The organism is Arsenophonus sp. aPb (assembly GCF_029873475.1).
In the GTDB taxonomy this organism is placed as follows: domain Bacteria; phylum Pseudomonadota; class Gammaproteobacteria; order Enterobacterales; family Enterobacteriaceae; genus Arsenophonus.
Window position 1 is genome coordinate 998985 of record NZ_CP123499.1, and the last position, 24645, is coordinate 1023629.

Annotated in this window: 42 protein-coding genes and 2 pseudogenes; 9 read left to right on the forward strand and 35 right to left on the reverse strand. The window is 35.9% G+C overall.

All coding sequences use genetic code 11. The features are described 5' to 3' along the window. Positions 1-140: 140 nt before the first annotated feature. Positions 141-1124: a hypothetical protein gene (locus tag QE177_RS04250; protein ID WP_280551468.1), complete on the forward strand. Its 984-nt coding sequence runs from the start codon at positions 141-143 to the stop codon at positions 1122-1124. Between the two features lie 160 nt (positions 1125-1284). Here QE177_RS04250 and QE177_RS04255 read toward each other — a convergent pair whose 3' ends face one another. Beyond that, positions 1285-1557 (reverse strand): hypothetical protein, encoded by a 273-nt coding sequence (locus QE177_RS04255; RefSeq protein WP_280551469.1) that lies wholly within the window; start codon positions 1555-1557, stop codon positions 1285-1287. Positions 1558-1929: 372 nt separating this feature from the next. On the opposite strand from QE177_RS04255, the gene QE177_RS04260 reads away from it, so the two are divergent. Further along, positions 1930-2103, forward strand: coding sequence for a hypothetical protein (locus QE177_RS04260; RefSeq protein WP_280551470.1), 174 nt, complete (start codon positions 1930-1932; stop codon positions 2101-2103). A gap of 312 nt (positions 2104-2415) precedes the next feature. Here the strand turns inward: QE177_RS04260 and fur are convergent, their stop codons facing one another. From fur to QE177_RS04395, 27 genes and pseudogenes are all read right to left on the reverse strand, one after another. Further along, positions 2416-2883, reverse strand: a complete 468-nt coding sequence (gene fur / locus QE177_RS04265) for a ferric iron uptake transcriptional regulator (RefSeq protein WP_280551471.1) — start codon at positions 2881-2883, stop codon at positions 2416-2418. Positions 2884-3039: 156 nt separating this feature from the next. Continuing rightward, the gene (gene fldA, locus QE177_RS04270) at positions 3040-3573 is read right to left on the reverse strand and encodes a flavodoxin FldA (protein ID WP_280551472.1); all 534 of its coding nucleotides are present in this window, start codon (positions 3571-3573) and stop codon (positions 3040-3042) included. A gap of 187 nt (positions 3574-3760) precedes the next feature. Continuing rightward, complete coding sequence (ybfE, locus tag QE177_RS04275) at positions 3761-4042, reverse strand: LexA regulated protein (protein ID WP_280551473.1); 282 nt, start codon at positions 4040-4042, stop codon at positions 3761-3763. A gap of 181 nt (positions 4043-4223) precedes the next feature. Continuing rightward, positions 4224-6347 (reverse strand): type I secretion system permease/ATPase, encoded by a 2124-nt coding sequence (locus QE177_RS04280; RefSeq protein WP_280551474.1) that lies wholly within the window; start codon positions 6345-6347, stop codon positions 4224-4226. Between the two features lie 72 nt (positions 6348-6419). After that, positions 6420-7463 (reverse strand): tyrosine-type recombinase/integrase, encoded by a 1044-nt coding sequence (locus QE177_RS04285; protein WP_280551475.1) that lies wholly within the window; start codon positions 7461-7463, stop codon positions 6420-6422. Further along, the gene (locus tag QE177_RS04290; protein WP_280551476.1) at positions 7420-7611 is read right to left on the reverse strand and encodes an excisionase; all 192 of its coding nucleotides are present in this window, start codon (positions 7609-7611) and stop codon (positions 7420-7422) included. Before QE177_RS04290 ends, QE177_RS04285 begins: the two co-directional genes overlap by 44 nt. A gap of 79 nt (positions 7612-7690) precedes the next feature. Beyond that, on the reverse strand, positions 7691-8236 hold the full coding sequence (locus tag QE177_RS04295) for a phage N-6-adenine-methyltransferase (RefSeq protein ID WP_280551477.1): 546 nt from the start codon (positions 8234-8236) through the stop codon (positions 7691-7693). A 6-nt stretch (positions 8237-8242) separates the two neighbouring features. Next, on the reverse strand, positions 8243-8488 hold the full coding sequence (locus tag QE177_RS04300) for a hypothetical protein (RefSeq protein WP_280551478.1): 246 nt from the start codon (positions 8486-8488) through the stop codon (positions 8243-8245). Further along, a complete protein-coding gene (locus QE177_RS04305; protein WP_280551479.1) occupies positions 8485-8697 on the reverse strand; it encodes a hypothetical protein in 213 nt (70 codons plus the stop codon). The genes QE177_RS04300 and QE177_RS04305 overlap by 4 nt, the downstream gene beginning before the upstream one ends. Continuing rightward, positions 8694-8843, reverse strand: a complete 150-nt coding sequence (locus QE177_RS04310; protein ID WP_280551480.1) for a hypothetical protein — start codon at positions 8841-8843, stop codon at positions 8694-8696. The genes QE177_RS04305 and QE177_RS04310 overlap by 4 nt, the downstream gene beginning before the upstream one ends. A 118-nt stretch (positions 8844-8961) precedes the next feature. Continuing rightward, complete coding sequence (locus QE177_RS04315) at positions 8962-9174, reverse strand: hypothetical protein (RefSeq protein WP_280552211.1); 213 nt, start codon at positions 9172-9174, stop codon at positions 8962-8964. Continuing rightward, positions 9171-9932 carry an HNH endonuclease signature motif containing protein gene (locus QE177_RS04320; protein WP_348519927.1) on the reverse strand — a complete coding sequence of 254 codons (762 nt, stop codon included), beginning with the start codon at positions 9930-9932 and terminating at the stop codon, positions 9171-9173. The genes QE177_RS04315 and QE177_RS04320 overlap by 4 nt, the downstream gene beginning before the upstream one ends. Positions 9933-10055: 123 nt before the next feature. After that, positions 10056-10145: pseudogene (locus tag QE177_RS04325) on the reverse strand (morphogenetic protein); the annotation flags it as partial. Further along, positions 10138-10401, reverse strand: coding sequence for a hypothetical protein (locus QE177_RS04330; protein ID WP_280551481.1), 264 nt, complete (start codon positions 10399-10401; stop codon positions 10138-10140). The gene QE177_RS04330 and the pseudogene QE177_RS04325, both read right to left, overlap by 8 nt. 113 nt (positions 10402-10514) lie before the next feature. Continuing rightward, positions 10515-11450: a DNA cytosine methyltransferase gene (locus QE177_RS04335; RefSeq protein WP_280551482.1), complete on the reverse strand. Its 936-nt coding sequence runs from the start codon at positions 11448-11450 to the stop codon at positions 10515-10517. A gap of 245 nt (positions 11451-11695) precedes the next feature. Then, a complete protein-coding gene (locus QE177_RS04340) occupies positions 11696-12763 on the reverse strand; it encodes an AAA family ATPase (protein ID WP_280551483.1) in 1068 nt (355 codons plus the stop codon). Next, positions 12760-13017 (reverse strand): hypothetical protein, encoded by a 258-nt coding sequence (locus tag QE177_RS04345; RefSeq protein ID WP_280551484.1) that lies wholly within the window; start codon positions 13015-13017, stop codon positions 12760-12762. The genes QE177_RS04340 and QE177_RS04345 overlap by 4 nt, the downstream gene beginning before the upstream one ends. Before the next feature lie 204 nt (positions 13018-13221). After that, the gene (locus QE177_RS04350) at positions 13222-14100 is read right to left on the reverse strand and encodes a hypothetical protein (protein WP_280551485.1); all 879 of its coding nucleotides are present in this window, start codon (positions 14098-14100) and stop codon (positions 13222-13224) included. A gap of 44 nt (positions 14101-14144) precedes the next feature. After that, a complete protein-coding gene (locus QE177_RS04355) occupies positions 14145-14396 on the reverse strand; it encodes a hypothetical protein (protein WP_280551486.1) in 252 nt (83 codons plus the stop codon). After that, positions 14371-14706, reverse strand: coding sequence for a hypothetical protein (locus tag QE177_RS04360; RefSeq protein ID WP_280551487.1), 336 nt, complete (start codon positions 14704-14706; stop codon positions 14371-14373). Before QE177_RS04360 ends, QE177_RS04355 begins: the two co-directional genes overlap by 26 nt. Further along, positions 14696-15049, reverse strand: coding sequence for a hypothetical protein (locus tag QE177_RS04365; RefSeq protein ID WP_280551488.1), 354 nt, complete (start codon positions 15047-15049; stop codon positions 14696-14698). Before QE177_RS04365 ends, QE177_RS04360 begins: the two co-directional genes overlap by 11 nt. Before the next feature lie 4 nt (positions 15050-15053). Then, complete coding sequence (locus QE177_RS04370; RefSeq protein ID WP_280551489.1) at positions 15054-15266, reverse strand: hypothetical protein; 213 nt, start codon at positions 15264-15266, stop codon at positions 15054-15056. Between the two features lie 2 nt (positions 15267-15268). After that, positions 15269-15583 (reverse strand): hypothetical protein, encoded by a 315-nt coding sequence (locus QE177_RS04375; protein ID WP_280551490.1) that lies wholly within the window; start codon positions 15581-15583, stop codon positions 15269-15271. Further along, positions 15583-15864 (reverse strand): helix-turn-helix transcriptional regulator, encoded by a 282-nt coding sequence (locus QE177_RS04380; RefSeq protein ID WP_280551491.1) that lies wholly within the window; start codon positions 15862-15864, stop codon positions 15583-15585. The genes QE177_RS04375 and QE177_RS04380 overlap by 1 nt, the downstream gene beginning before the upstream one ends. A 259-nt stretch (positions 15865-16123) precedes the next feature. Further along, complete coding sequence (locus QE177_RS04385; protein ID WP_280551492.1) at positions 16124-16369, reverse strand: hypothetical protein; 246 nt, start codon at positions 16367-16369, stop codon at positions 16124-16126. Position 16370: 1 nt separating this feature from the next. Then, positions 16371-16688 (reverse strand): hypothetical protein, encoded by a 318-nt coding sequence (locus tag QE177_RS04390; RefSeq protein WP_280551493.1) that lies wholly within the window; start codon positions 16686-16688, stop codon positions 16371-16373. A gap of 58 nt (positions 16689-16746) precedes the next feature. Beyond that, positions 16747-17022, reverse strand: a complete 276-nt coding sequence (locus tag QE177_RS04395) for a hypothetical protein (protein WP_280551494.1) — start codon at positions 17020-17022, stop codon at positions 16747-16749. Between the two features lie 189 nt (positions 17023-17211). Here QE177_RS04395 and QE177_RS04400 point away from each other — a divergent pair, with 189 nt between their 5' ends. After that, positions 17212-17733: a super-infection exclusion protein B gene (locus QE177_RS04400; RefSeq protein WP_280551495.1), complete on the forward strand. Its 522-nt coding sequence runs from the start codon at positions 17212-17214 to the stop codon at positions 17731-17733. Between the two features lie 25 nt (positions 17734-17758). Here QE177_RS04400 and QE177_RS04405 read toward each other — a convergent pair whose 3' ends face one another. Beyond that, the gene (locus QE177_RS04405) at positions 17759-17947 is read right to left on the reverse strand and encodes a hypothetical protein (RefSeq protein ID WP_280551496.1); all 189 of its coding nucleotides are present in this window, start codon (positions 17945-17947) and stop codon (positions 17759-17761) included. After that, positions 17940-18317: a hypothetical protein gene (locus QE177_RS04410; RefSeq protein ID WP_280551497.1), complete on the reverse strand. Its 378-nt coding sequence runs from the start codon at positions 18315-18317 to the stop codon at positions 17940-17942. Before QE177_RS04410 ends, QE177_RS04405 begins: the two co-directional genes overlap by 8 nt. Before the next feature lie 266 nt (positions 18318-18583). Between QE177_RS04410 and QE177_RS04415 the strand changes: the two genes are divergently transcribed. Beyond that, positions 18584-18862 (forward strand): hypothetical protein, encoded by a 279-nt coding sequence (locus tag QE177_RS04415; protein ID WP_280551498.1) that lies wholly within the window; start codon positions 18584-18586, stop codon positions 18860-18862. On the opposite strand, the gene QE177_RS04420 is transcribed toward QE177_RS04415, so the two are convergent. The 5 genes and pseudogenes from QE177_RS04420 to QE177_RS04440 form a co-directional block, all read right to left on the reverse strand. Next, positions 18848-19045, reverse strand: a complete 198-nt coding sequence (locus QE177_RS04420) for a hypothetical protein (protein WP_280551499.1) — start codon at positions 19043-19045, stop codon at positions 18848-18850. The two genes, QE177_RS04415 and QE177_RS04420, sit on opposite strands and share 15 nt — an antisense overlap. A 766-nt stretch (positions 19046-19811) precedes the next feature. After that, the gene (locus QE177_RS04425) at positions 19812-20168 is read right to left on the reverse strand and encodes a hypothetical protein (RefSeq protein ID WP_280551500.1); all 357 of its coding nucleotides are present in this window, start codon (positions 20166-20168) and stop codon (positions 19812-19814) included. A gap of 7 nt (positions 20169-20175) precedes the next feature. Continuing rightward, complete coding sequence (locus tag QE177_RS04430; RefSeq protein WP_280551501.1) at positions 20176-20406, reverse strand: hypothetical protein; 231 nt, start codon at positions 20404-20406, stop codon at positions 20176-20178. Next, positions 20403-20975 carry a hypothetical protein gene (locus QE177_RS04435; RefSeq protein WP_280551502.1) on the reverse strand — a complete coding sequence of 191 codons (573 nt, stop codon included), beginning with the start codon at positions 20973-20975 and terminating at the stop codon, positions 20403-20405. The genes QE177_RS04430 and QE177_RS04435 overlap by 4 nt, the downstream gene beginning before the upstream one ends. Positions 20976-21224: 249 nt before the next feature. After that, a pseudogene (locus QE177_RS04440) lies at positions 21225-21500 on the reverse strand (helix-turn-helix transcriptional regulator); the annotation flags it as partial. 101 nt (positions 21501-21601) lie between these two features. Between QE177_RS04440 and QE177_RS04445 the strand changes: the two are divergent. From QE177_RS04445 to QE177_RS04465, 5 genes are all read left to right on the forward strand, one after another. Continuing rightward, positions 21602-21805, forward strand: a complete 204-nt coding sequence (locus tag QE177_RS04445) for a Cro/CI family transcriptional regulator (protein ID WP_280551503.1) — start codon at positions 21602-21604, stop codon at positions 21803-21805. Positions 21806-21945: 140 nt separating this feature from the next. Further along, positions 21946-22284 carry a CII family transcriptional regulator gene (locus tag QE177_RS04450; protein WP_280551504.1) on the forward strand — a complete coding sequence of 113 codons (339 nt, stop codon included), beginning with the start codon at positions 21946-21948 and terminating at the stop codon, positions 22282-22284. A 31-nt stretch (positions 22285-22315) separates the two neighbouring features. Further along, positions 22316-22483, forward strand: coding sequence for a hypothetical protein (locus QE177_RS04455; protein ID WP_280551505.1), 168 nt, complete (start codon positions 22316-22318; stop codon positions 22481-22483). After that, on the forward strand, positions 22476-23258 hold the full coding sequence (locus QE177_RS04460; protein WP_280551506.1) for a replication protein RepO: 783 nt from the start codon (positions 22476-22478) through the stop codon (positions 23256-23258). Before QE177_RS04455 ends, QE177_RS04460 begins: the two co-directional genes overlap by 8 nt. Continuing rightward, positions 23258-24643 (forward strand): DnaB-like helicase C-terminal domain-containing protein, encoded by a 1386-nt coding sequence (locus tag QE177_RS04465; protein WP_280552213.1) that lies wholly within the window; start codon positions 23258-23260, stop codon positions 24641-24643. Before QE177_RS04460 ends, QE177_RS04465 begins: the two co-directional genes overlap by 1 nt. Positions 24644-24645: the final 2 nt, after the last annotated feature.

Consider the following 24645-nt stretch of genomic DNA (forward strand, 5'->3'; position numbering starts at 1 on the left):
TTGTTTGGATAGTATATTTTTTTAAACAGAAAAATATGGCTTTTAGTCATAGATTTCTAGTTGGTTAAAACAAGATAACCACTCTTTGGCAAATATAATTATTAAACTGACCCATTGGCTATTAATAAGGATGTTATGCCATGCCAAACTTAATCAATTCAAACTATTTAGTAAAAAATGTGTTTTTGCCTAAGGAGTCGCAGCTAATATCCCCTAAGGACAATTTGCTCTCTCTATTAAAGACTATCCATAATAGTAATGTTGAGATATTACAACAAAAAACGTCGCTAAATGAGTTGCATACTTGCCAAAAATTAAGTCTCCTGTTAGATAAAGCCAGCATCAAGCAACATTATCATGATGCGTTATTAGCTGATTTTGTGTACAACCGTAACCTTGCCACATTAGAATCCACCCAATGGGGGATCGATCGTGAATTGGCCAGCTTCCTATCTAAAAAGACCAATATAAAACTGTATCCGCAGCATGGTTTATTAAACGATAGTAAAACCGGATTAGTTGCTTATATTTTTCACAATAAGATTAGGCAGGAAATTCGCTTGGTTTTTGGTGGTACCACCAGTGGTGAAGCGGTAAGTGGTGGAGCGCCGCGTTATATGAAGAATCCGAGAACTTTTATTAATCAATGCAATGCGAATATTAATAATGTGTTTGGTGACATTCCTGCTTGCTATAAGCAAGCTAGCCAGCTACTGCACAATTTGCAACTACTTATGCAACAGGAGAAATGGCAGAAATATAGTCTTTCAACCAGCGGTCATTCATTAGGCGGAGGCTTAGCGGCTTATTCTGCGCTAAAAGTATCTACTACAGAAAAGGCTATTCGAGCAGAATGTTTTAGCAGCGCTCAACTTGGCTTAGGTTTACAGAACGACTTGTTAGCGCAATATAGCAATTTAGCCAACTTAAAAAAAGTTAAGGGTAATATTAATCACTACTATGTTGATGGTGATATTGTGCCAAAGTTGGATAAATTTTTTGCCGTTGATCATATTGGTAGCGTTAATATTATTCCGCAGATAGCGGAGAAAAAAGATAGCGCCTTAGCCGCACATAGCAGATATGTAGCGCATATTCGTACTTTGTATCAGCAAGCAGTTTGACAACCTAGTTGCTACCACTTTTTGACCCTATTTTGATAAGTGTTAAAATATTTCTTTGATGTAATGAATACACTTTCAAGCCGTGCGCGCAGGATCGTAAAAGAGAAATAAACGTTATTAACGCTTCCATTGATAATCAAAATGGAAGCGACGATTAATATTAATCCTCGGGAATATTGCTAATTTGTTGTTCAGCAGATTTTTGTAGTTGCATTAAAGCAGGTAGCAAAATAGCAATAGCTGACAATCCATGACCTAATTGACATAGGCTTTCCAGAGAGAACTCTGATACTTTATTATCTGCCAAAGAAAGCAAGGTTTTCGCCAAAAAATGTAAATTATGGCATAATCCAGCGCAACACTCTTCGCTGCTGTTTGCTAACTGTAGGATATTATCGGTACTCAAATGTGAGATATCTAGCTTGCGAAGCACATTAGCTCATTCGGAAAAAAGAATATTGCTATCAGACAGCATTGTGCACCCCCAATGATTGACGACAGATAAGTAATAATGGAAACGTGGTCAATATCGCGTGGGCTTGCACTTTTTCTCTCGCCAATATGAAAATCAAACGTAATAACTGGCTTTTCGAGCCCATCTTATGGGTATGATAGTGAAGGAATGTATAGCGCTTTAGATATGTGTTTGTGATACTATTGGTACTAGCCATAGCATTAGCCCTGTTAATGTTGTGGTGAGAGGCTCGTAGGTGTTGGTAGCACCTGCGGGCTTCGTTGTTTTATGGTGACTGTATCATTACAATAATGGTTACCATCTAAACATCATAATATCTGGTAATTACCAATGTCAATACCAAAAGAAAAACGTTCGCCACAATATCAAATGCGTCTTACGGAGAAATTTCGTGAGCAGCTCGAAGAGCAGGCCAAAAAAGATGGTGATACTTCTTTAGCGATGTGGATCAAGCGTATCTTAAGGAAGGAGTTACGTAAGCGGGGAATTGAACCGCAAGGGTAAGCTGCATGTCAAGCAAGATGTTAGCGCTATAGCCTACAATAGGCCAAGCATATATTATTTGTTGTATCATACTTAAGGATATTATACATGAGCGATTATTTGTAGCTGAATAAGCTGTAACAGTGTTAGGCATAATACTTTTCAACTGATATCTCATTGTTTGCAAGGTAAAATGAAAAAATTGTTAAAATCTGGGCTAATTTTTAGGTTGAACAATAAAGTAAAATATTACGGTTAAATAAAAGGAGAAATACGCTTGCTATTCTCCTTTTATTTTCAATTGATTAATAACAAAAACAGTGATAGGCAGGGTTATTTTTCTTCTTTACTATTGCGGGCTGGGTGCCCCAAGTCGTTTTCATCACAATGGTCTTTTTTGGAGCAATGTCCATAGAGATAGAGACTGTGATTAGAGAGTTTAATACCATGACGTTCGGCGATGTTTTTTTGTCTTGTTTCAATCGATTCATCACTAAATTCAATAACTTTACCACAATCTAGGCAAATTAAGTGATCGTGGTGATGTTGTTGTGTCAGCTCAAAAACTGATTTACCGCCTTCAAAGTTATGGCGAGTAACAATACCCGCTTCATCAAATTGGTTTAGAACACGATAAACCGTTGCGAGGCCAATCTCTTCCCCCATATCAATGAGTTTTTTATAGAGATCTTCCGCACTGACGTGATGGCACTCTGGCTCTTGTAATACCTCTAAAATTTTCAAACGTGGAAGTGTTACTTTAAGCCCTGCATTCTTCAATGCTTTATTGTTGTCGGTCATGCGGATCCTACCTTGTTGCATTAGTAGTGAATTCAATAATATCAAAACATTGTTAACAGTAGCATACTGTTTCTTTCAAACTAATTTTACAATTATATATGTCTTAATATCATTACACAATTTGCAGGAATTATCATGTACAAAAAAAATTGGCATCTATCTATGGATGATGGCTGGCAATTCTAGCTCGTCGGATATTTGTTTTACCCAATTTTTCACCCGCTCATCGGTTAGTTCCGGTTGCCGGTCTTCATCAATGGCAAGACCAATAAAATGAGTGTCATCAGCGAGTCCTTTTGATGCTTCGAAGTGGTAACCTTCGGTTGGCCAGTGACCAATAATGCTAGCACCGTTAGGTTCAATAATCTCTTTCACAGTTCCCATTGCATCACAAAAATATTCCGCATAATCCTCTTGATCGCCACAACCAAAAATAGCGACCAGCTTACCTTCAAAATCAATTTCTTCCAATGTCGGAAAGAAATCGTCCCAATCACACTGTGCTTCACCATAATACCAGGTAGGAATACCGAATAGTAAAATATCAAATGCTTCAATATCCTCTTTACTGCTTTTAGCAATATCATGAATTTCAGCAATATCAGCGCCGCCAAGCTTTTCTTGGATCATTTTGGCAATATTTTCTGTATTGCCAGTATCACTGCCGAAGAAGATACCTATGATTGCCATAAAGTAAATAAACCTCTTAATTTTAATTTGCGTTGTTTAGTTATCTTATTGTTACTAATAGTAGTAATAGGAAAGATAATAACAGTTGATTAATAAATAATTAAATGACCATTATTTTGACGAAAATAACTGCATAATTCTGTCAATTTTGTGTGTTTTAGACAAAATAAACCAGTAAAACTGCAATTCATCGGTTTTTCTTTGCTAATTGTGTCAGTAATATTTGTTCTATTAGTTCACTACGGCTTATTTTTTGTTCTTGGGCTAGCATATTTAATGCCGCAACAGCCCGCTCATTGATTTTTAATTCGACACGACGTAAGCCTTTACTTTTATCACGTTTTAATTGATTACGTTTATTAATTTTTAATTGTTCATGTCGAGATAAGGGATTAGTTTTCGGACGCCCAGGCCTAAGTTCATCGGCGAATAGATCCCGGGTTGTGCGATCAGTCTGCTCTTTTGCCATAAATTTAAATGTTGATGGAAATTTGCTAGTTACTTAAAACAATCATACCCTAGCAAGATAACTATCGCTACTATCAGATAAAATATATCCTATTGATAAAGCAGCCTATTAGTGAGCAAGTGAAATTAGACATAGCCAGTAAAACAGATAAATGAGAGCTTACTGGCAACTTATGTCATGTTTAAGCGTTAATTTTTGCCTTTGATCCTATTTGCTGATACCAGAGTTGAGCATAAAACCCATTTAACCTGAGTAGATTATCATGGCTATCGCATTCAACGACTTGTCCTTCATTTATCACACAAATTTTATCAGCATGACGGATGGTATTAAGCCGGTGGGCAATACTAATTACTGTTCGACCAGCAGATAGATAATGCATATTTTTCATGATAGCGGCTTCTGAATCGTAATCTAGCGCAGAAGTGGCTTCATCAAGAATTAAAATGCGTGGTTGTGTTAACAGGGCACGGGCAAGCGCTATACGTTGCCGTTGGCCACCTGATAAATTCATCCCCCTCTCTGCTAACTGGGTATTGAAACCCTGCGGAAGTTGTTGAATAAAATCGAGTGCGCCTGCCATTTGCGCGGCCTGGGTCACGGCTTCGTCAGAAGTTGCCGGCTGGCTTAAGCGGATATTGTCTGCTATTGAGCCTGCAAACAGAATACTTTCTTGCAGTACTACACTCATATTAAGACGTAAAGCCATGGGATCAGTGACAGCCAGATCCATACCATCAATTGTAATTTGACCCTGCTGAGGAATATAAAGTCGTTGTAATAGTTTCGTTAAGGTACTTTTTCCGGATCCTGAAGGGCCTGTGATACCAATAAATTGTCCGGCTTTAATTGACAAGGATAGGTTTTGCAATACTTCTGGCATATCACTAGCATAACGAAATCTGATGTGATTAAATTCTATATTACCCTCAAGAGATGCTGTATTAGTTAACCCTGTTTGGCCAAATTCGGTAGGTTCATCAAGAATATCACCAACACGTTTTAGCGCGATAAGGGTATGTTGAAAATCTTGCCATACTTGTGCCAGCCGGAGAATCGGTTGGGTTACATGAGCACTAAGCATATTAAACGCAATTAATTCTCCAGGGCTAAGCTGGCCTTGCATGACGGCTTTAACACCAAACCATAATAAAATAGCGGTAGTTATTTTATTGACCAGTGTTATGATTTGACTGGCTATCACACTACTTTTTTGCACCTGAAAGCTTTTTTGTAATTGGTGACTTAAAATTTTCTGCCAGCGTTGTAAAAACCTATTCTCTGTGGCAGTTGTTTTAATGGTTTCAATACCAGTGATTGATTCAGTAAGAAAAGTGGTATTTTCGGCTTGAGCTTCATACTCTTTTTCTACCCGTTTACGGATAATGGGGCCAATTAATAACCAAAAGATAAAATAGATAACCAATGAACCAACGACGATACCAGCGAGCAGTGCACTGTAATTGAACAACACAGCAATAAATAAGGTGACAAAAACGAGATCGATAAACAACATTAAAGTTGAGCCAGTGAGGAATTGCCGAATTTGAGCCATTTCACGAACCCGGGCAATAATTTGTCCTGTTTGTCGTTGTTTAAAATAATCGAGTGGTAGCCCTAATAAATGACGATATAAGCGGCCAGATAATTCAGCATTAATTTGGCTAGAGGTATGGTTAAAAATTTTATTACGAATAAAGCTATAAATAGGTTCGGCTATTGCTAATGACACCATAGCAAATGCTAAAACATGTAAGCTATTTAGGCTACGACCCACCAAGACTTTATCAATGAGATGTTGAAAAAGGATTGGATGAATAAGGGCAAATATTTGCACTACACTGGCGAGTATAAAAATATCTCTTAGTTGTTTATTTTGTCTAAGAACCGAAGGGGAAAACCAATCTAATCCAAACTTGATTTTTTTGGCAGTTAATTTTTTTTCAGCCACCAGCAATATTTTAAATTTGATTGGGCTATTTGGGTTATTATGATGGGGAAAAGTTAATGTTTTCTCAGAACACGGATTTATTACTTCAATGATTTGTTGCGTTATATTGGTAAATACCCACCATATTCCTTCTATTTCAATTAATGCGGGTAACGGAATTTGCTCCAGTTCAGAGGGTGTAAGAAAGTTTACTTTGCTTCTTAATTGCATAAAATCCGCACACTCTCGTAACTGCCAGTCGGTTAGATGTTCAGATTCTAATCCTAAAGAGTGAGTTAATTGTTCAATTGTAATGGATTTACTCAGTTGTTTACCAAGCCAGATTATTGCATCTAAGGCTTGGTTAGTTGACATTATAATTAAGCGTTAATTATCAGTATAATAGAAATGCATTATCACTATAATTCACTATTCATTCACTATAAATTATAACTCAACCCAACCGTTATTTCTTTCATCTTGATATTTTTCTGTCATTTCAATTGACTTATGACCAAGTAGTTTTTTGGCAAAATCTGTTCCCATAGTCTCAGTATATAATCTAGCTGATAAACTCCTAATTTCATGAAAAGAGGGTGGATTTCCCTCCCATTTCAACTCAGATTTATCTCTAAACTTAGCAAATGTCTTAGATATTTTATCTGTTGACAATTTTTTATCTCCATTTGTAATAATATATTCTGATCTTTCGTTTTTTAGTTCTAATAACTTTGATAACTTAATATTTGCTATTTCAATATTTAAAGGAATTGCTATTTTGGATTCTGTTTTTTGTTGAATAATCCATAATTTATTATCATAAATATTTTCCCATTTTAATTTAGAAATATCAGATATTCTTTGTCCTGTTACTAGAGCTATTTTCATTGATTTTGTCAGCCAATGATTTTCATCATTAATTAAATTTAATATAGCTGTAAAATCATTAAAAGATAGTCTTGCTCTTTGTATTTTTATTTTCGGTATTTTTGTTGGGGTAACTGGATTTATTTTTAATATACCTAATGATATAGCCTCTTTAAAATAGTCATTTAAAAATACACGCATTAATTTTGCTGTTGTTATCTTTCCTTTATTAATAAAGGGATGAAGTAAATCAGCAATATTTTTAGTTGTTATACTTTCAATTGGTACATCAATCATTTCTTTTCTTATAACACTAATCCTATGTTTATAATCTTTCATTGTTTTTTCTTTCAAACCTCTGGAATATAGAATTTCCTCATACCTATCCAAAAACTCATAAAAAGAGACCGATCCGTGTCCCTCTATTCTTTCAGTTAAAGGCTTTGAGACTTCGTGATTAAGTAATAGTTGATTAGCGCTAACTGCTTCGTTGATTGCGTAGGCTTTCTTTCTGCCTAGGCTATATTCTTTTCTAGTGCGAGGGTCGCGATAGGAATAGTAACCGTTTCTGACATATAAATTAGGTGGTAAATCCCGATTTTTTTGACTTCTCACGCGCGGCATGTCCGATCCTCTGCAACAAATTAGGTGAACCTGTTTCATTAATGCTGTTAACTTTGACGGCAAATTCGTCTACTAGATACTCTCTGCCATCTTTAACGGGTGGGGGCTGGATTAGCCCATTTCTAACCCATCCCCTTACTGTGTCCATCCTTCTAGGCCTATCCCTCCTTGCATTCCATTCTGCTAATGTTATTTTCATTGGATGTCCTCTGATTTACACGCAAATCTCACGCAATTTTTGTTTGTTTGATGATTTTGTTTCCTATTGACATTAATTCGTCACGATCGACATAGTTTGTTATATTTCTAGGTTTAATGAAGGGTCTCCAGATAAACAAAACAGATCCTTTCGTATTGCCATCTTTCTTTTTGTTTTCGCCGGCAGGAATAAAGTTAATCCGGCCATTTTCAATAAATCTGACTTCATCAGCCGTTTTTCTTGCTGTACAAAACCATTTAACCGATATATCAGCAGGCAGAAGCATAACAACCGTCTGCATTTGTTTTCTGCACTCTTCATTTGCTTTTATTACCCATGGCAAAATTTTTGAGTAGGGCGGATTACAAAATATCGCTCCGTAGCTAATCCAGTCACAATTTAAAGCATCATTTTTTTCCGTCAGATAATGGCTGCATAGCGCATTGTTATGCGCTGCCGCAGCGTCTAAATAAAATCCGAATTCTGAATCAAGTGCTAAAAAGAGTGAAAGGGGAGTTTGCCATCTGTCACGTATTTCTTTTGGTGTGTGGCTGCCACCAAAGTCTGTTTTCATGTGTTCTTACACCTCGACCAACGTATTTTTACCGTCTTTATTATCTAAATCTACTATTGCAACTGGACAGGGTTGCCCTCTATTTGGCACCCACACCTTAGCCACACAATCGTATTTTGGCATCTGAAGATAGCCAAAAACACAACCATCATCGTCAGTAGCTAAAAAATTAATATCAGCATCAACCGTTAATTCAATGCCAAAATAATTGACGTCTTTAGTTTCTCTTTCACATTTTTCAATTAATTTCATTTTTTATTTTCTAAATGATTAATTAGTTCTGCGGTAAGTCTTTTTACTTTGTACACATCTAATTCAGTTGCTTTAGTTGATTTGATATCTACTAATTTTTCACCACAAGTTAATTCTTCCATTTGTTTTTCTCTAGTTAATTCAGCCATTATTTCTTTATCATGTAATATGTTTATAAGATTATATACTCTTACATCTAGCTTTTTCATTTCACTTTAAACCCCTGTTCTGTTAGTTTTTGTTTTACTTCTTTAACTTTATAAAACCCACCATCACGTAAACTGTAAATACCAGAGTATTCGCTAGGCAACTCTACTTCAAGATTTTCTCTGGATGCTTGCCAAGCCTCCCACATCCTTCTCACGTAAGGGCTATAGTACTTACCACTAATAGGGCATAAATTCTCTACGCTCGATCTAGTGTACCCTTTGCTAGTCACTAACCACCTCTCAAACTCTTCCCGCATTTTTTCGTTAGTCATTTTCTGCCTCAATATTTTCTATAGCCCCCATCACATCAGAGCCTCTAATTTTTTCAAAAGCTAAACAAACCATTTCAAAAATTAACTGTTCCTGAGGATGGCTGGATTCCCAATATTTGAAATTCTTTCTTGCTACATAACCATGTAAGCGATAAAAATCGTTAGCTAAAGCTATTGCGGCATTAACTAATTCCTCATCAGTCATTGTTTCCATTTCAAAACCTCAAAGCTGATTGCCCATACCCATGGATTAGTTTCCCAGCTACCTTTGCCATAAATTGAGTCCCATGTTTGAGCAAACCATGAGCGTGAGAAATCTGAAAACCAGGGTTCTTGTGATGAGGTATTTACAGCTGGGTGATCTGGAATAACTCCTTCTGCTATCGTATCTACCAGGCTGATATCATTCAATTTCTCTACACGAACACCAGTAATTTTTAATGTGATGCGAGAAGCCCAGCGTGGCATGTTAGGTGGGTTAGCTACTGGGTTTTCATTCCAGGTCTTAGCGTTCCGCACTGACCAGATGGTTGATTGCGATACCCCATACTTAACGGAGAGGGCTCTTTGGCTTAGTCTAGACTCCCGGATATCATTTACGATTTCTGTCGTGAGCTTGGAGTTGTGATGATCTTCACCAAGTGATATCCCATTAACGAGTCGGTCTGACCAGTTCTGCTCCTGGGTTCCATAATCCAAATTTTCAGGAGCATTGTTTCTCTGGAAGCCATCAAGATGTCGAATTTGCATCCCGTCCGGCCGCTCCCCAAGAAAAGCCTCCGAAACCAAATCATGAACCAGCCTAGTTTTGTACTTCCCATTACTCGCCGGAGTTACTGTTAAATACCCTTTGCCGTTGGCGGAGCCAGAAAGTCGCCTCCATTCACCACCTGAATTAGCTCGTGACCAAATATAACCAAACACATCTGCGCAATATCTTCTGTCGAGTGATGGAATGTACATTGCTGGGATTAGCCGATCGCCAACATTTCCGAACGGACAAGGTAAAGGCCTGCCATGCTCATCTTCATAACCTGCATGACCATTAAAAATGACATTGCTATATCTAACAATGTTTGGATTACTTTTTATTGGTCTCCTGGTCTGCGTTTTACGTCCGTCTAAAATAGCTCTTACCATTTCTCCGTTAAAAATTATTGGTCTTTCTTTAGTCATGATTGCTTCCTAATTTTTTCGCTGGAAAAGACGGCCAGAATTCCATTTCTACCTTAAAATCTCCTATTATTTCATTATTAGCAAAAATTCTGATAACTAGCGGCCAATCAGATTCCCAGCCATCATGATTATTGTGATAATCTTCCGCGCATTGTGTTGCTATAAGATCAGACCATTTTTCGTCATATGAATTAATTTCAAGTTCATATCTATCTTCTTCATCATTAATATCATGTATTGCATATTGAATTAACATAACTCACCTTTATTAAATACATGTAAATAATTACAGTATTTTGTTTAATTTATGTTATAATTGAGACTTAAAACTACAATATAATTCCCTGGTGTTGGCCAGCCTTGCGCTGGCTATTTTTTATTTATCATTCGTATATATGCGCTTATAAATTCTTTCGCGACCGGCGCGACAAGGGCATTACCGTAGGCGCGCAGGCGTCCCACTCTGTTGGTAACCCCATTAGCCAGCGGGAATGTGCCGGATTCAATCGGGCGCAACTTTCCATCTCTACACAAGATCCAGTCTGTATTTTCCCAGAATCCAGATACATAATTGCTTGCTCTTCCAGATTCCCCGGGCTTAATGATGACCTTCCCGTTATCAACCTTTTTCTCTGACGTTCTGCTAGCGCATCCGGTGATCGTGTTGAATTCACCGTTGTCGGCGTTAACCATCCTGTTATCATCATTCCTTGTTCTGTTGCATAATCCAGTCTGCTGAACATCCTGTTTTTTCCATCCTTCCGAATTATTGTTGGTCCACTTCCTTTGCAGTCGTTCGCCGTTGGTGTTGGCCACCCAGTAGAGTCTTTGCCTGATGTGCGGCGCACCGAAGCCCGCAGCGCATAAATCAAGCGCTGTTGTGGTGTAGTTCTCTGCTTCCAGGTCAGTTTGTACAATGTCGAGCCAAGTGAGTCCGTCTTTGCTTGCAACCTGTTCACCAAAGATAACGTCAGGGTTGCACTGGCAAATGAGGTGGAAAAACGCGGGCCATAAGTGCCGCTCATCAGCAAACCCATTTCTTTTGCCTGCCGCGCTGAAAGGCTGGCAGGGGCAACTTCCTGTCCATACTGGTTTATCATCTGGCCATCCTGCCTTGCGTAATGCGTATGACCAGACGCCGATTCCTGCGAAGAAATGACATTGTGTATATGCTTTAAGGTCATCGGGTTTAACATCCTCTATTGAGCGTTCATCGACATCGCCATCGGCAATATGTCCTGCTGAGATTAAATTACGCAACCATTGAGCTGCGTAAGGGTCAATTTCATTGTAATAAGCAGCCAAAAGGACTCCTTACCTTGCGGCATTGGTTATTTACATTGGGTAATTAGGGAAGGTTACTTCTTAACGCATATAGCCCTGGCGTTAACATCAAGCAGTTGTTTAAACTTTTCTTTGAACTTGTCTGCTGCGATTAAGCAAGTTGTTTCTGTACTAAACTCTTGTGTGTTGATAGTAGAAAACTTACCGTCTGAGTACTGATTTGCGTACATTGCTAAGATGAGTATCCACATGATAGTTACCTCGTTTTAATGATTAATAGCCTCTTCATTTTGCATAAACTTTGATTTTATTTTCAAAAATCCCTCTTTTAAGATACTGCTTTTCATGTTTTCAATGGCTGTCCAGCTCCTAGTTCCGAAAAACTCCTCCATGATATTCTGTCGCTGTTCTTTGGCCTGCTGGCCATTTCCGTCCATGCTGTATTTAACAAACAACCCTTTGATTTCTTCACACATAATCTCTCTTTGCTTTTTCTCATAAGAAAAGCCATTGTCTGTAATTTCATTTTCAAAGAGAGATGAGCTATCTTTTGTTTCCATTGAGCCAAAATGCTGGCCGCCAATATTTAAGAAATCAAAGTGGGGTGAAAATGTCTCAAAATTAGGAAAGTCGAATTCTTTACCGTTTAGTCTGTCAGTTCTATCTTTTTCAACCAACGCACGATTTATGATCCGTCCATCTTCTCTGTGCTTAATCATTTCGATAAGCAGTGATGGCTCATATCCCATTTCTTTTTCTGTGGCCATCTTAGTACCGCTGGTGATGAGTTCCATTTTTCCGGTTTCATCATTTTTTTGATATTCGTAAATAGAACCCGCTCTGCCGCAAACTATTGCATGTATTTTTGACGACAGGAATAAATCTGTGAACGATGACCATTGTGCTTTGATCGGCTTCCAATGATGAAATTCGAGTTGATACATCGGCCTTGCTCTTGGATTTGTTTCTCTTCTTTTTGCGTTAAGCGCTTTTAAATATGAGTCCTGACAGTCTTTCCAAATGTGCGTAATACTATCAACGATGATGACGGAACATGCTTTCTCTGCTTCATGCCAAAATGAAACTAAATCTTTCAACGCGCGGCTTTCGTCATAAACATAAAATTCAATACCGGCTTTCTCAAAAAAAGGTATGATATACGTAGCGGCCGGTTCAGTATCGAACATTGCAACGGGTTTTTTCAGGTCGTATTGTTTCCACAATCCAATTGCTATTTCAGTTGCAGTTCGTGTTTTACCTGAACCGGCATCACCGTAGATGCCGATTTTTGCATAAGCCTGTTTTCTTTCTGCCTTTTTTAGATAGCTTTTCACAATAAACCTCGCTTATCTTTTAAATAGATTTCAATTGTTGCTTTGAGACTGTTTTCAAAATTGTTTTGTGCTTTTAGACTTTCTCTTAATATGGGCTCTAGTATTTTTGCTGCCTCATCGCTTAATAAATTAACTGGCAGTTCGTTATAAATATCATTAGCATCATTAACCGCCATTTCATTTAGAAAATCTAATTCATCTGATTTATCCATACGTTCATTTTCTATTTTGTCTTTGAGATAATAAGCATTCATGTGACTTTTCTTGATATTAATAAAACGAGGGTGGCTAATAAGATGGTTACTATTGTTGGTATTAACTTTATTTTTCCGTGTTCTGGAGGATTTCTATTTTTAAAGCTATCGCTATTTAAACGATAGCGTAACTCCTGCTGTTTAAGCATATTCATAAGTTAGTCTCGATTATTATTAGAAGTGAAGAACTAGAAATGTTATTTATTAATATATTATTTTTGTATGACTAATTAATCCTTTCGCGATTAATTTAATACATAATTTAGCGTATTTTTCTGATACGTGATTTTTAATAAAATCATTTAATATTTCATTATGTATATTACGTTGATGTTCTATGTCTGCTTGTCGTTTTAATTCCTCTTGTTTTAAGCGTTCAATTTCTGCCAAGCGCATTCTTTCAGCTTGTTCTGCTTTTCTACGTTCGGCTTCAATTGCTTCCTGCTTTTCACGTTCAGCTCGCTCAATCGCTAACTGCTTTTCTCTCTCTGCACGTTCGGCTGCTAATTTAAGTTCAGCCTCACGTCTTGCTGCTGCTTCTATCTCTTCTCTGGCTTTATTCTCAGCTTCAATTCTTGCCTTTTCTGCTGCTTGACGCTTAAGCTCATTCTCATGCTCAATACGCTTACGTTCCGCTTCTGCTTTACGTAAATCAAAAACCTCATTCATCTGTATCGCTTCTGCATGATCAGACTCTATTTGCTTTTTAAGCTGTTCTGCTGCAATACGTTCTTTTTCTGCATTCTCCCACGCCGTCACTGGCTGTCTGATATCTTCACTTAGCTTATCGAGTTCATCTCTTATTTGCTTACGTGCAGCATCAACTTTCTTTGGCATCTCTTTTAATTTTGCAGCCAAGTCTTTGCCAAAAGTTTCAATGTAAGTTTTTGTTCTTGTGACATCAGAAGATAATGAAATAATTTTCTTTCTGTTTGTGCCAACCGATAAATCAAGTTTTCCGAGTTCATTTTGCTTTTCTGCTGCAATCTGTTTTACTTGATTAATTAATGACTCTACTTTGTCATTCTCAGTAAATAAAACAAGCGCACTAGATTGCTCAATTGAAATTAATTCATTTGACATGATATTTACTCTTTATTTGTTTATTTGAAACTGAATTGAAGATATTAAGCGATGAAAAGTTTTGATATTTTGTTTTTGAGATATGCTTTTTTATTTATTCTTTTTCTTATTATTTCAGAACGTTTAATTGTTGTTTTTAACAAATAATCAAGTGATTTATCTGACTCCGTTGTTTCATGAGTTAATTTATTATAAACAATATCGTTAAGTATTCTTGCTAATACTTTTTCTTCACCGTTATTGTCTACATATGTGATATAAGTAATAAAGTTATTCTTTGGTTTGTGCATTTTCATTTCTCACCTCTAGTATTGCGTCAGCCATCTCATAAGCCGCTTCTGCTAATGCTGTGTATTCCACTATTTTCCTGTAATCGTGCTGGTGTCCCATGGCATTTATAACAGCCATCGCAAACTCATCGCGGAGGGTTTTTTGTGCCACATCTTTATCATGATGTATAACCTCCAATAGATGGCAGCATTTGCGGATGAAGTATATATCACCTGCATCATTTATGATATACGCATCCAAATCGTCAGCTATGTACACATCATAAATCTTACCTAATGTTAAGAAATACCCTTCATTAATACATTTAACTTTCATTTTTATCATCCTCAACCACATATGGAATACCTATCGTCAGTTCACGATTATGTATTTTAATTAATGTATCAGGTGGATTAATACCATTTAAATCAACATCAACAAGATGGTATTTTTGATAATCACTACTATAATTGTTAAAATCCCACTCCCAATTTCCCGTATATTCATCGTAATGAAGTCCATTATTAGACGTAAACCCGATAATTCTCCCGTATCTATCTGTTGCCAGATACTCAATAAACTGTGGGATGGATAGCGTTAAACCTAAGTATTCTGTTTTATAAATATCCAGTGTATTATTTTGTTTTAAAATTAATTCTCGCATTTCAAACTCTTCCATATATTTAAATATTCTTTTTTTCAAAATGATTTACCATTGACGTTACAAAATATTCAGCTTCAACCAATTCATTTCTTAGTTGTGATATTTTTTCTTCGTGTTTATTTCCGCACATTATTTCGATATTCTTTGCTGATAACTCAAAAAACTCCCTCTCTTTTTTAATATGTTTTAAATCCCATTTAAATATTAGTAAACTTGCTTCGTTAGGGGTCATTATTATTCCAAATCATCTTGGCTATTTAATTTCGTAACTTGATCTTGCAAATAGACAACATGCTCCATTGTCTTTGTTATTTCTGTATTTAAATAGTTCTCTATCCAGTAATTTTTAGCGCTTTGATAATCATTAAATAAAATATACCAGCGACTTTGAATAGTTGTTGAATAACCATTTTTATATTTTTTTACTTTAACTTGTTTTGCGGTTGGATGAGATAGAGCTATAAACTTATTAAAAAGAGGGAATTCACCATCTATTTTTACTGCATAAAATACATCACCACATTTGATGTCTTTAATTTGTATTTTCATTATTTAACCACCATCAACTTCATAATTAAATTATCTATTCTTTTCTTTGATTCTTTGGTAATATTTTTTATTTCATTGCTATCAGTAGAAATAAAAATAAAACAACTTAGCGGTATATTTAAAGCATTACAAATATTTTCAATATTTTCTAAACTTGGTATTTTTCCATTTTTGATAATATGTGTTATATAAGAGTTAGATAAATTACATTTTTTTGCCAGCTCTATTTTTTTCATGTTGCGTTTTTTTCGTAAAATATCAATGGCTTCTCCTATGTTCATTATTTAACCTCACACTCTTCAATAGCTCTTAAAGTAGCTTTCCAATCCATTGCCTCTAAGTCAACAATAGCTAGTACGTGTGTTTCATTCCCATCCACATACGAATGCCAGTAATCTTTACTTAATTCATTTTCATTACCAAGCTCATCAGGAACGATATAGTGAGTATTATCTTCCTATTTAATAACATATAATTTGTCCTTTTTGTAAATGAGGTCTCTTTTGAAAATACAATCTTCCAAAAACTTAATTTGCTTTGTCATAATTTTTTACTCATTAACTTTAATTGATTTAAATTAAAAAACACTGTGTCTTTTAAATTATCAAATTCAATTTGAAGCTCTATCTCATTTTTATTCATGTTAACTTTTATACAATTAGCTTTGTAATATAAAGCTATAAATCTTAAATAAATAATAAATATTTCTTCTCCTTCCTCTGCTTTGTATTTAACTCCATAGACGTGTTCTTTATTTTTAAGTTTGTAGTGACTTATAATTTCCATTTTATATATGTCTTATGACTCCATCATTCTCGATAGATATTTCGGCATGAGATGGCATTTCTAGAATAGTTTTAACTGCACACTCAGCCTCTTGCTTATATAACCTGAATTTAGTTTCTAATTCTTTGTATTTTCTTTCCCAGACATCGTTATTTGTTTGTGCTATATCTGAAGGTGAGGGATAGCTATGTGCCAGACTGTAATTTTCAAATGTACCCTCAACACTTCCGGCCAGGCATTCAACCTGTTCTTTCGTTAGTTGTAATCCGCATTCTTCTGCGCCGATTACAATACTTTCTTTCCAACATTCAATGCACATTTTTTATCCTTAATTTAGGTAATAAAAAAGACCGGTTAGGTCTTGTTTTTTTATAATTTTAATCCTCTTGAAACATGGTTATTTTTATTGTGGCCTTTTTATCTTTACTAAATATTTCAGAAATAACATCAGATATAATTAATAAAGAAGATATTGTTTCTATTCTTTCAAACCCGTATTTACTAAGAACGCTTATCTTATAAGCTTCTCCCGTAATCCATAATTTATTGTGTTTAGCCTTGGATTTTTTTAGAATTTCTTTAGCCTCAGATTCTCTATTAAAGAATAGAGTCTCACTTTGTCCGTCATCATAAACTTTCGTTAAATAAATCATTTATTCATCCCAAAATTAATTTTATTAAAAAGGCCACTTATGCGATTTAAGCGGCCTTGGAACATTAAAAATTTACTACGTGATTGCCTGCTTTTAACCACGTCAGGCGAGGTGGTTTGTGTATTTACCACAACACACAAAAAACGCTACTATGTGCTTACCACAACACATAGAAATGAGATTTTAATTATGCCTGATTGGGTTATGTCTGTTATTTCCTTTTTAAAGGGAAAAATTTCGGTGAGTTTTAGTATGTTTTGGTTAATGTTTGGTTTGATATTGTGGATATTTTTACCTGAGAGTTTTTTCATTTATGTGGATTATAGGCCCATCTTGCCTAATGTTTCTAATTCACTTCTTCTAATTTTTTTCACAGGTTTCTTTGTTTCTAAGTTAGTGAAATTTAGTATAATATTTTTTTCTACATTAAGAAAAAAGATAAAATTAGCAAAAGAAAAAAAAGATAGTGAAAACCTGATAAACAATCTTTCCAGTAAAGAATTAAATATTTTGTATGATGCCATAATTGACGGTAAAAGGCTTTTTAAATTTCACAATAGAAGTCCATCTGCATTGAGATTGATTGAAAAAAACATATTAAAATATCATGGCACTATCAAAGATAAACCAATTATGGGATGGTTTGAAATAAATAAAAAATATTATCAGATAATATTAAAAAAGTATGCTGATAAGATAAATCATCGTTAACACTTTGCCGTCACCTCTCCAGACATCAGAATAGGGCGGCGGCGTTTTTGACAATTAACTTATTTCCGCATCCTGGACAGTAGTTCATATCGTTTTCTTTCGGACCACCATCCATGAATTGAAATGTAAACCCGCAAGATGCTTCCCAGAAATAATCTGAATCAATCCAAGACCACTCACATTTTTTGTGATCTTTTTCGTCATTATCAGGCATTAGCGCTAATTCCAAACTGTGTTTTAGGCTTGCTGTTAAAACGTTTGGTGCTGTACATAGCAGTAGTTGGCATACAACAGTTATCAAACGTATCTTTAACTTTTTTCTCAACATTTCCCTTAAACTGAACGATTAAATCAACGATAACATTTACCCATGTGTTAATTTTTTTACGTTTTGTGGTCAACTCTTTTTGAACACTGTTTTTTATGCCAAAGGCTTTATCGATAATGCTTTCAAGAAATTTTCTTTTAGAACGGCGGATATTTTCTTCAAGACGACGGATCATCATTAAACGACCGCGCTTTTCATAACGACGCATTTTTGAGTTAGTACGACCGGTTCTGGGTAAGTAAATGATTGTTGCCATAAATTCTCCGCTTGTAGATTAGATGCCGTCTTTCCGGCTGTCATCACTCCCACTGTTACACCGGTATTTCTCTCGTAATACTCAGCCGTTACTCGATTGCGATACCCTAACTATTAGGTCACCCGTTAAGGGAGGGAGTGAACCCACCCATCAGTTCGAAAATGGCACCTGCTTTTGTATACCGCTCAGGTGGCGCGGTTCCTTGCTTTCCACAGTCAAGGAAAATTGATATAGTTGTAATTCCACAGTCAAAATAAGGAAATAAAATGGCAGACTTTACTGTTCGTGTAGAATTACATGGTGCAAATGCTGATGATTACGTATTACTCCATGACAAGATGCAAGCAAAAGGATATTTCAAAGAAATCATCCATTCAGATGGAAAAAGATATAAATTGCCCATGGCTGAATATATAACTACTAAAAATAAAGCAGCATCTGATATATGCAGAGAAGTTGTAAATATAGCATCTGAGGTTAAAAAATATCCTGATGTGCTAGTTACAAAATCAGAAACCAGAGCTTGGTCTCTAAGTATCGCTTGAACCAAATTCAGGTAATTTTTCTTCGCTTTCTAGTTCCACAAATGCTTTTCTTATTTTGTGGGCTAGAAAGGTAACCACATCGTCATCGAGAACAAATACTTGTTGATACTTAATACGCAATAATTCAGCTAAAACTTCCCGTGCTTTTTCTTGCGATTGTTCGCTTAACTCTTCAAACTTCATAACCTCTCCTTGAATAAATAAGTTTTAGCGATGTGTGACAGGTAACCTCTCCTGCTCAGTGCCGCGGTGTTTTTAATCATAGCCGACCGTTCCATCAACGTATCTTTGGCCTTAGATAGCATATCCTTATGTTCGCTTAGGACGTTTAGGCTGCTTATCTTGTCCCGACCGTTTGACGATTGTCATTCGTCATTCACACATCCCAAAACTTACTTGCTTGGCGCTACACTCTCGTAGTAGCCAACGCTCATGCCCTTGAGTCTATGTCGCCTCAGCCGCTAATAACCGGTGAGAGTCTGGCTTTCTCTCTGCATGCTTTACCGGCGCACCTTCTTCTTTAATTAACCCTAACTAGCGTGCGTTGAAGTTTGCACCTTCATCTAGCTCTCAAGGAGACTCGGGGCTACTTCATGACAGTAGCTTGCAAGTTGCCCATCACTTAATTCACCATGATTAATATCTCCGTAGATGAAAACTTAACTACTAAATATTTTCAGGTAGTTCAAAACTAGGTGAAAATAAGAATTAACAGAGTATTAATCTATCAACTTGATATTGCCTCTCCACAAGAGCGGAGCATTCGTTTTTGTACTTCTGTGTTGATAGAGTTAATTATCACTGATGGAGGTTTTATTGTCAACACCGCCAGTGATTATTTTAATTAAAAAAACACAACACATTGATTCAAAAAGAATTATTTTTTGTAAATTTTTTTGGAAAGGTAAGAAATGGAGAGGAGGGCAATAAAAAACCCTCGGGGAAGCGATTAAAATTTGGGTATGATAGGTAGATTCTCTATATTGAATCCTGACATATTTAGCAGGTTTACAATATACGTTCTAATATAAGGATAAGCTAATCGATGAAAGTTAATCTCAGCCATAAAATCATTTAATTTACTACTTGAAATTTCTTTTTTAAATTTTAGGAAAAAGTTGTATTTGAAAGATAATTCTAATGTGTCAGCAATTAATAGTACTGTTTCCATGGTTGCTTTAATGTTTTTTTTATCTTTCTGATCAATAAAGTAAAACGATGTTATAATTATGTTGCTTTTAGTATGAGATGTATTTTCTTCAAGCTTAATCTCTGAAACGTTTGCTTTAGTTATTGTAAATTCCATTTAAACCTCAAAGAGACATTCTCATAGTGTTATGAGTAACAGATTGACATTCAATCCAATGGTGAACTTCTTGCTTAATTGAAGATGATTTAACGTTAATCGTAATAGAGGTATTGCTTTGATCTAATTGATTGCTATCAGCAATTCCTGCACTAACAAGTTCAGATAATAACTCATTTCTACTCATTGATTTCAGACGAGCAATAGATTCTTTTGCTAGTTGCATTTGGCTTTTCATATCACCCTCCCTCGTTGTACAACTGTCAATGAATTTTTGTCAATAGAACGTAATGGCTCCCTTATGCTTATAATTGTACAATTTTGAATCCTAGAGTTGTATATATTTTTTCTTGACCACAGATCAAGCTTGATATATTCACTCCTAATAATAGCATCACAACCTATTGCTTTTGCTATATAGTTGCATACCTCACAATCATTCTTGAGTGATTTTTCGAATGATTTAGTTGATGAGATGTTATTTTTCTTCATAATACCAATTAGTTCATCTCTATAGTAATTAAATACTTTTTTCCCTTCTATAGAATCCAGGTTTAGTGGGTTATTTATACTAATATTAGCTTTAATTACAGAAAATTGTGTATATTTATAACGTTTTCTAATTTTATCGTATGAATGTCTTTTAGCCCAACACGAAGCATTATGTTCTGGATCGCTAACTCCATCGATAAAAAAATAAGCCCCAGTTCCTAGCCATTCATCTTCCTTTGTACTGACGCGAAAATTACCACTCAGAATCATATCTTCATTTTCAGCATTTGTACCGTGATAACCTATTAATTCCATATTAAAACCAATAAATTTGCATCCATTATTGTAATTACTCTTTTTTACTGCTCTCTACCCACCTCACGATGCTCTTTTGGATTTTTTCTCTTTTTCTTTTAAAAACTCAGCTATCTCGTCTATGTGTTTCTTTTTGTTAATAATTGCTTTGATAATGTCTTCTTGATCCTTTTCAGTAATGTTATTGAAGAGATCTAAGAAAATTTTGTCTTTTCGTGAAATCTCAATAAAATCTTGTTTGTGATGATCTAGGTCGACAGCTTGATACATTTTGACTATTTCTTTGGCAATAGTAGGACTGAAATCATTTACAGATACTTTCAGAAGTTTTGCTAAAGCAACAGCATTTCGTAAATTTAATGCATTTATTCCATTGAAAAGAGAATTAACAGCACTTTGTACAATGCCTAAATGATCAGCAACTACTGCTTGAGATAAGCCCAATTCCTTTTTTTTGGCGTTATATATAGCCTTTAATCGCTTAGCGTCTGCGAGCTGTTCCGCATTTAATGGTTTCTTTTTCATAAAAAAAATTTTATCACCAAACGGGATAATTCCCAACCTCCTGCGGTGTTGACAATGAAATCTCTCAAGGTGATAATGAATAAGCACCAAAGGAGATTGAAATGAAACAATTAACACTAGCTGAATATGTAAATATTCACGGACAAGAAAAAACAGCTAAAACTTTTGGGATTTATCAAAGCGCTATTAATAAAGCCATTCATTCTAAAAGAAAAATTACAGTTTTTATTTATGAGGATGGAAAAGTAGAGGCCAAAGAATTAAAGCCATTTCCATCTCAGCGTCCTAACAAAAAATTAAATTAAATTTTTACTGTTCTTTAACAACTAACCAGTTCCGCCTATGTGGAACACTTTTTAACCGCTGCATTTTTTGCAGTAGTTACCTATTTAACATTCCCTCACAGGGAGGGGTAAGTATTACTTTACGGAAATTATTATCACAAATGGAAAGTACAGTTACACGTAAATCGAACGTAAAACAAATAGAAGCACGTATTAGGAATGCTATTCAAATGCACTCAGGAGTGAAGATAGCAGAAGTAGTGGGGTTAAGCTCAGCACAGATAACACGCTGGCAATATGAGAATGGCATCATAGAGAAGATGGCTAAGTTACTCGATTTCATCGGCTACGACTCACCCAATCAGGATTTAGTAATTACAAACATATCAGGTGATGAAATTCGAAAACTAATCGACATGTTAGAGCACTTAAGGTTGCCAAAAAAGAGAGCCTCGAAGGCGGCGACCAATGAGGCTAAATACAATTTTGGTTTTGAATAAAAAGTAAACTGTTAAAGCAAGGTAATTATACATGAAAACGAAATTTTATCATAGCGCTGTGCATAAAAATATCCAGCGCGAGCGAGTTTATCGCGCTTTCACCAAGTTGGGCGTTAAAAAATTAAAGGCTGCATTTGAAGATGCAAAATTAAGACTGAAACATCGTAGGGAATTAACAGGAGATAACCATCATGAGTAGATTGCTAATTAATGAGCCTCCTATCGTGTTTTCTCCTTCATTGGCTGCATTAATTGGGACTAATGAGGCGATAGCTCTTCAACAGATACATTATTATGTGGAAATATCTAACAATCTTCATGATGGATGTCGATGGGTATACAACAGTGTTACCAAGTGGAAAATTAATCATTTTCCTTTTTGGAGTGAATCAACAGTTAAAAGAACCTTATTAAATTTAGAAAAAAGTGGATTACTCATTACTGGAAATTACAACAAAGATAGTAGAGATAGAAGTAAGTGGTACACAATTGATTATGCCAAATTAAATGAACTCGAAAACAACGATAAAGATAAGGATGAGGAAAATGCATTAGGTCAAAATGACCTAATGGACGATGTCAAAATGACCCAACCATTACCAAAGACTACTACAAATATAAATAATAAAAACCAACAAAAAATATCGTCTGACGACTCGAAACCTGCAAAACAGGTTTCACGTAACCGGCAAAGTAAAATTCCCTATCAGGAGATTATTCAGGCGTTCAATGAGGCTGTCGGTGATACACTGCCTAATGCTGAAACCCTGAATGACAAACGAAAACGGGCAATATCCAAGTTCTGGAAAGAACTCAAAGAACCATCACTGGAAGCGGTCAAAAACTATTTTGGGTATTTCATGGAAACGGCAACGCCTTGGTATTTCGGTGAAAATGATCGGGGCTGGAGAGCTAATTTTGATTATCTGTTACGGCCTGACACGATAACAAAAACACGGGAGGGTTCACTTTGATACACCAGGTACCTCACAACTATCTGGCTGAGCAAAGTGTGATTGGTGGATTACTGATTGATCCTCAGGGTGAAAACTCCCAACAGGTGTTTTCCCTGATAAGCCCAGATGATTTTTACTCACACCACCACAGTGAAATTTATGCCCAGATGCGAGTAATGAACAGTCACAGAGAGCCGATAGATATTATTACTCTATCGGATAGAATAACCAAATGCGGGAAAAATGAATCAACAGGCGGTTTGGCTTATCTGGCTGAAATAGCCAAAAATGTTCCTAGTGCTGCAAATATTGTGAATTACGCAAAGAGTATCAAAGACTGTGCGCTCAGCCGATATGCGATTGAAAAAGCAAAAGAAATTCAGCGATTATTTACAGAAAATACGCTCATGCAATTTAGTGAAAAAATCAATATAGCCCAAAGGTTGATCGATGATGCAGCCAACTTTGGTAAAACTGGCCAAAAGACAGGTCTTCGTAGAATTGATGATGTGGTTGATGATGTATTTACTGAAATATGTGAGAGGCAGGATGATCCGGAAAAACATCGTGGTTTAAAAACGGGTTTTCAACATTTGGATGAATTATTTGCACCGAAACAGATCATGGCTGGTTCATTGTTTGTGATCGGAGCAAGACCAAAGATGGGGAAAACAACCGTACTGACGGAAATGGCAAAAAATGTTTCAAGGCAGGATAAGTCTGTTTTGTTATTCAGCATGGAAATGACCGAGAAACAAATTGTGGAAAGGTCGCTATCACAACAATCAAATATCAATTCAGACAGATTTTATGAGAAACTTGAGCAACAAGAATGGGATATGCTCTATAAAGCGATAGGAGAATTAAAAAACGAACCGAACATTTGGATCGATGAAACCCCTGCAATGACTTTGCAGCATATTCAATCTGAATGTCGGAAGATAAAACGTAAAATTGGCAGTATAGGATTTATCGGCGTTGATTATTTAACCCTGATGCAAACTGAAAAGGCTGACAGAAATGATTTAGCATATGGAAATATTACAAAGGGTTTGAAAATATTAGCAAAAGAATTGAATACAGTTGTTGTGTTATTGACTCAACTTAACCGTAAACTGGAAGACAGGGCAAATAAGCGTCCTATCCCCAGCGATAGTCGAGATACTGGACAGATCGAGCAGGATTGTGATTATTGGCTCGGTGTTCACAGAGAAGCATTCTATGATCCGAATGCAGATAAAACCTTGACAGAATTAATTGTACGATTAAACCGACATGGTAAAACAGGAACCATTTATGTAGACCAGAAAGGGCTCTGTATTTTTCCCCTTGATCAGCATCTCGCCGCAGCAAAAAGCCAACCAAAGAAAGAACCCAAGCGTTATTCAGACAAGAAGTTTTAATT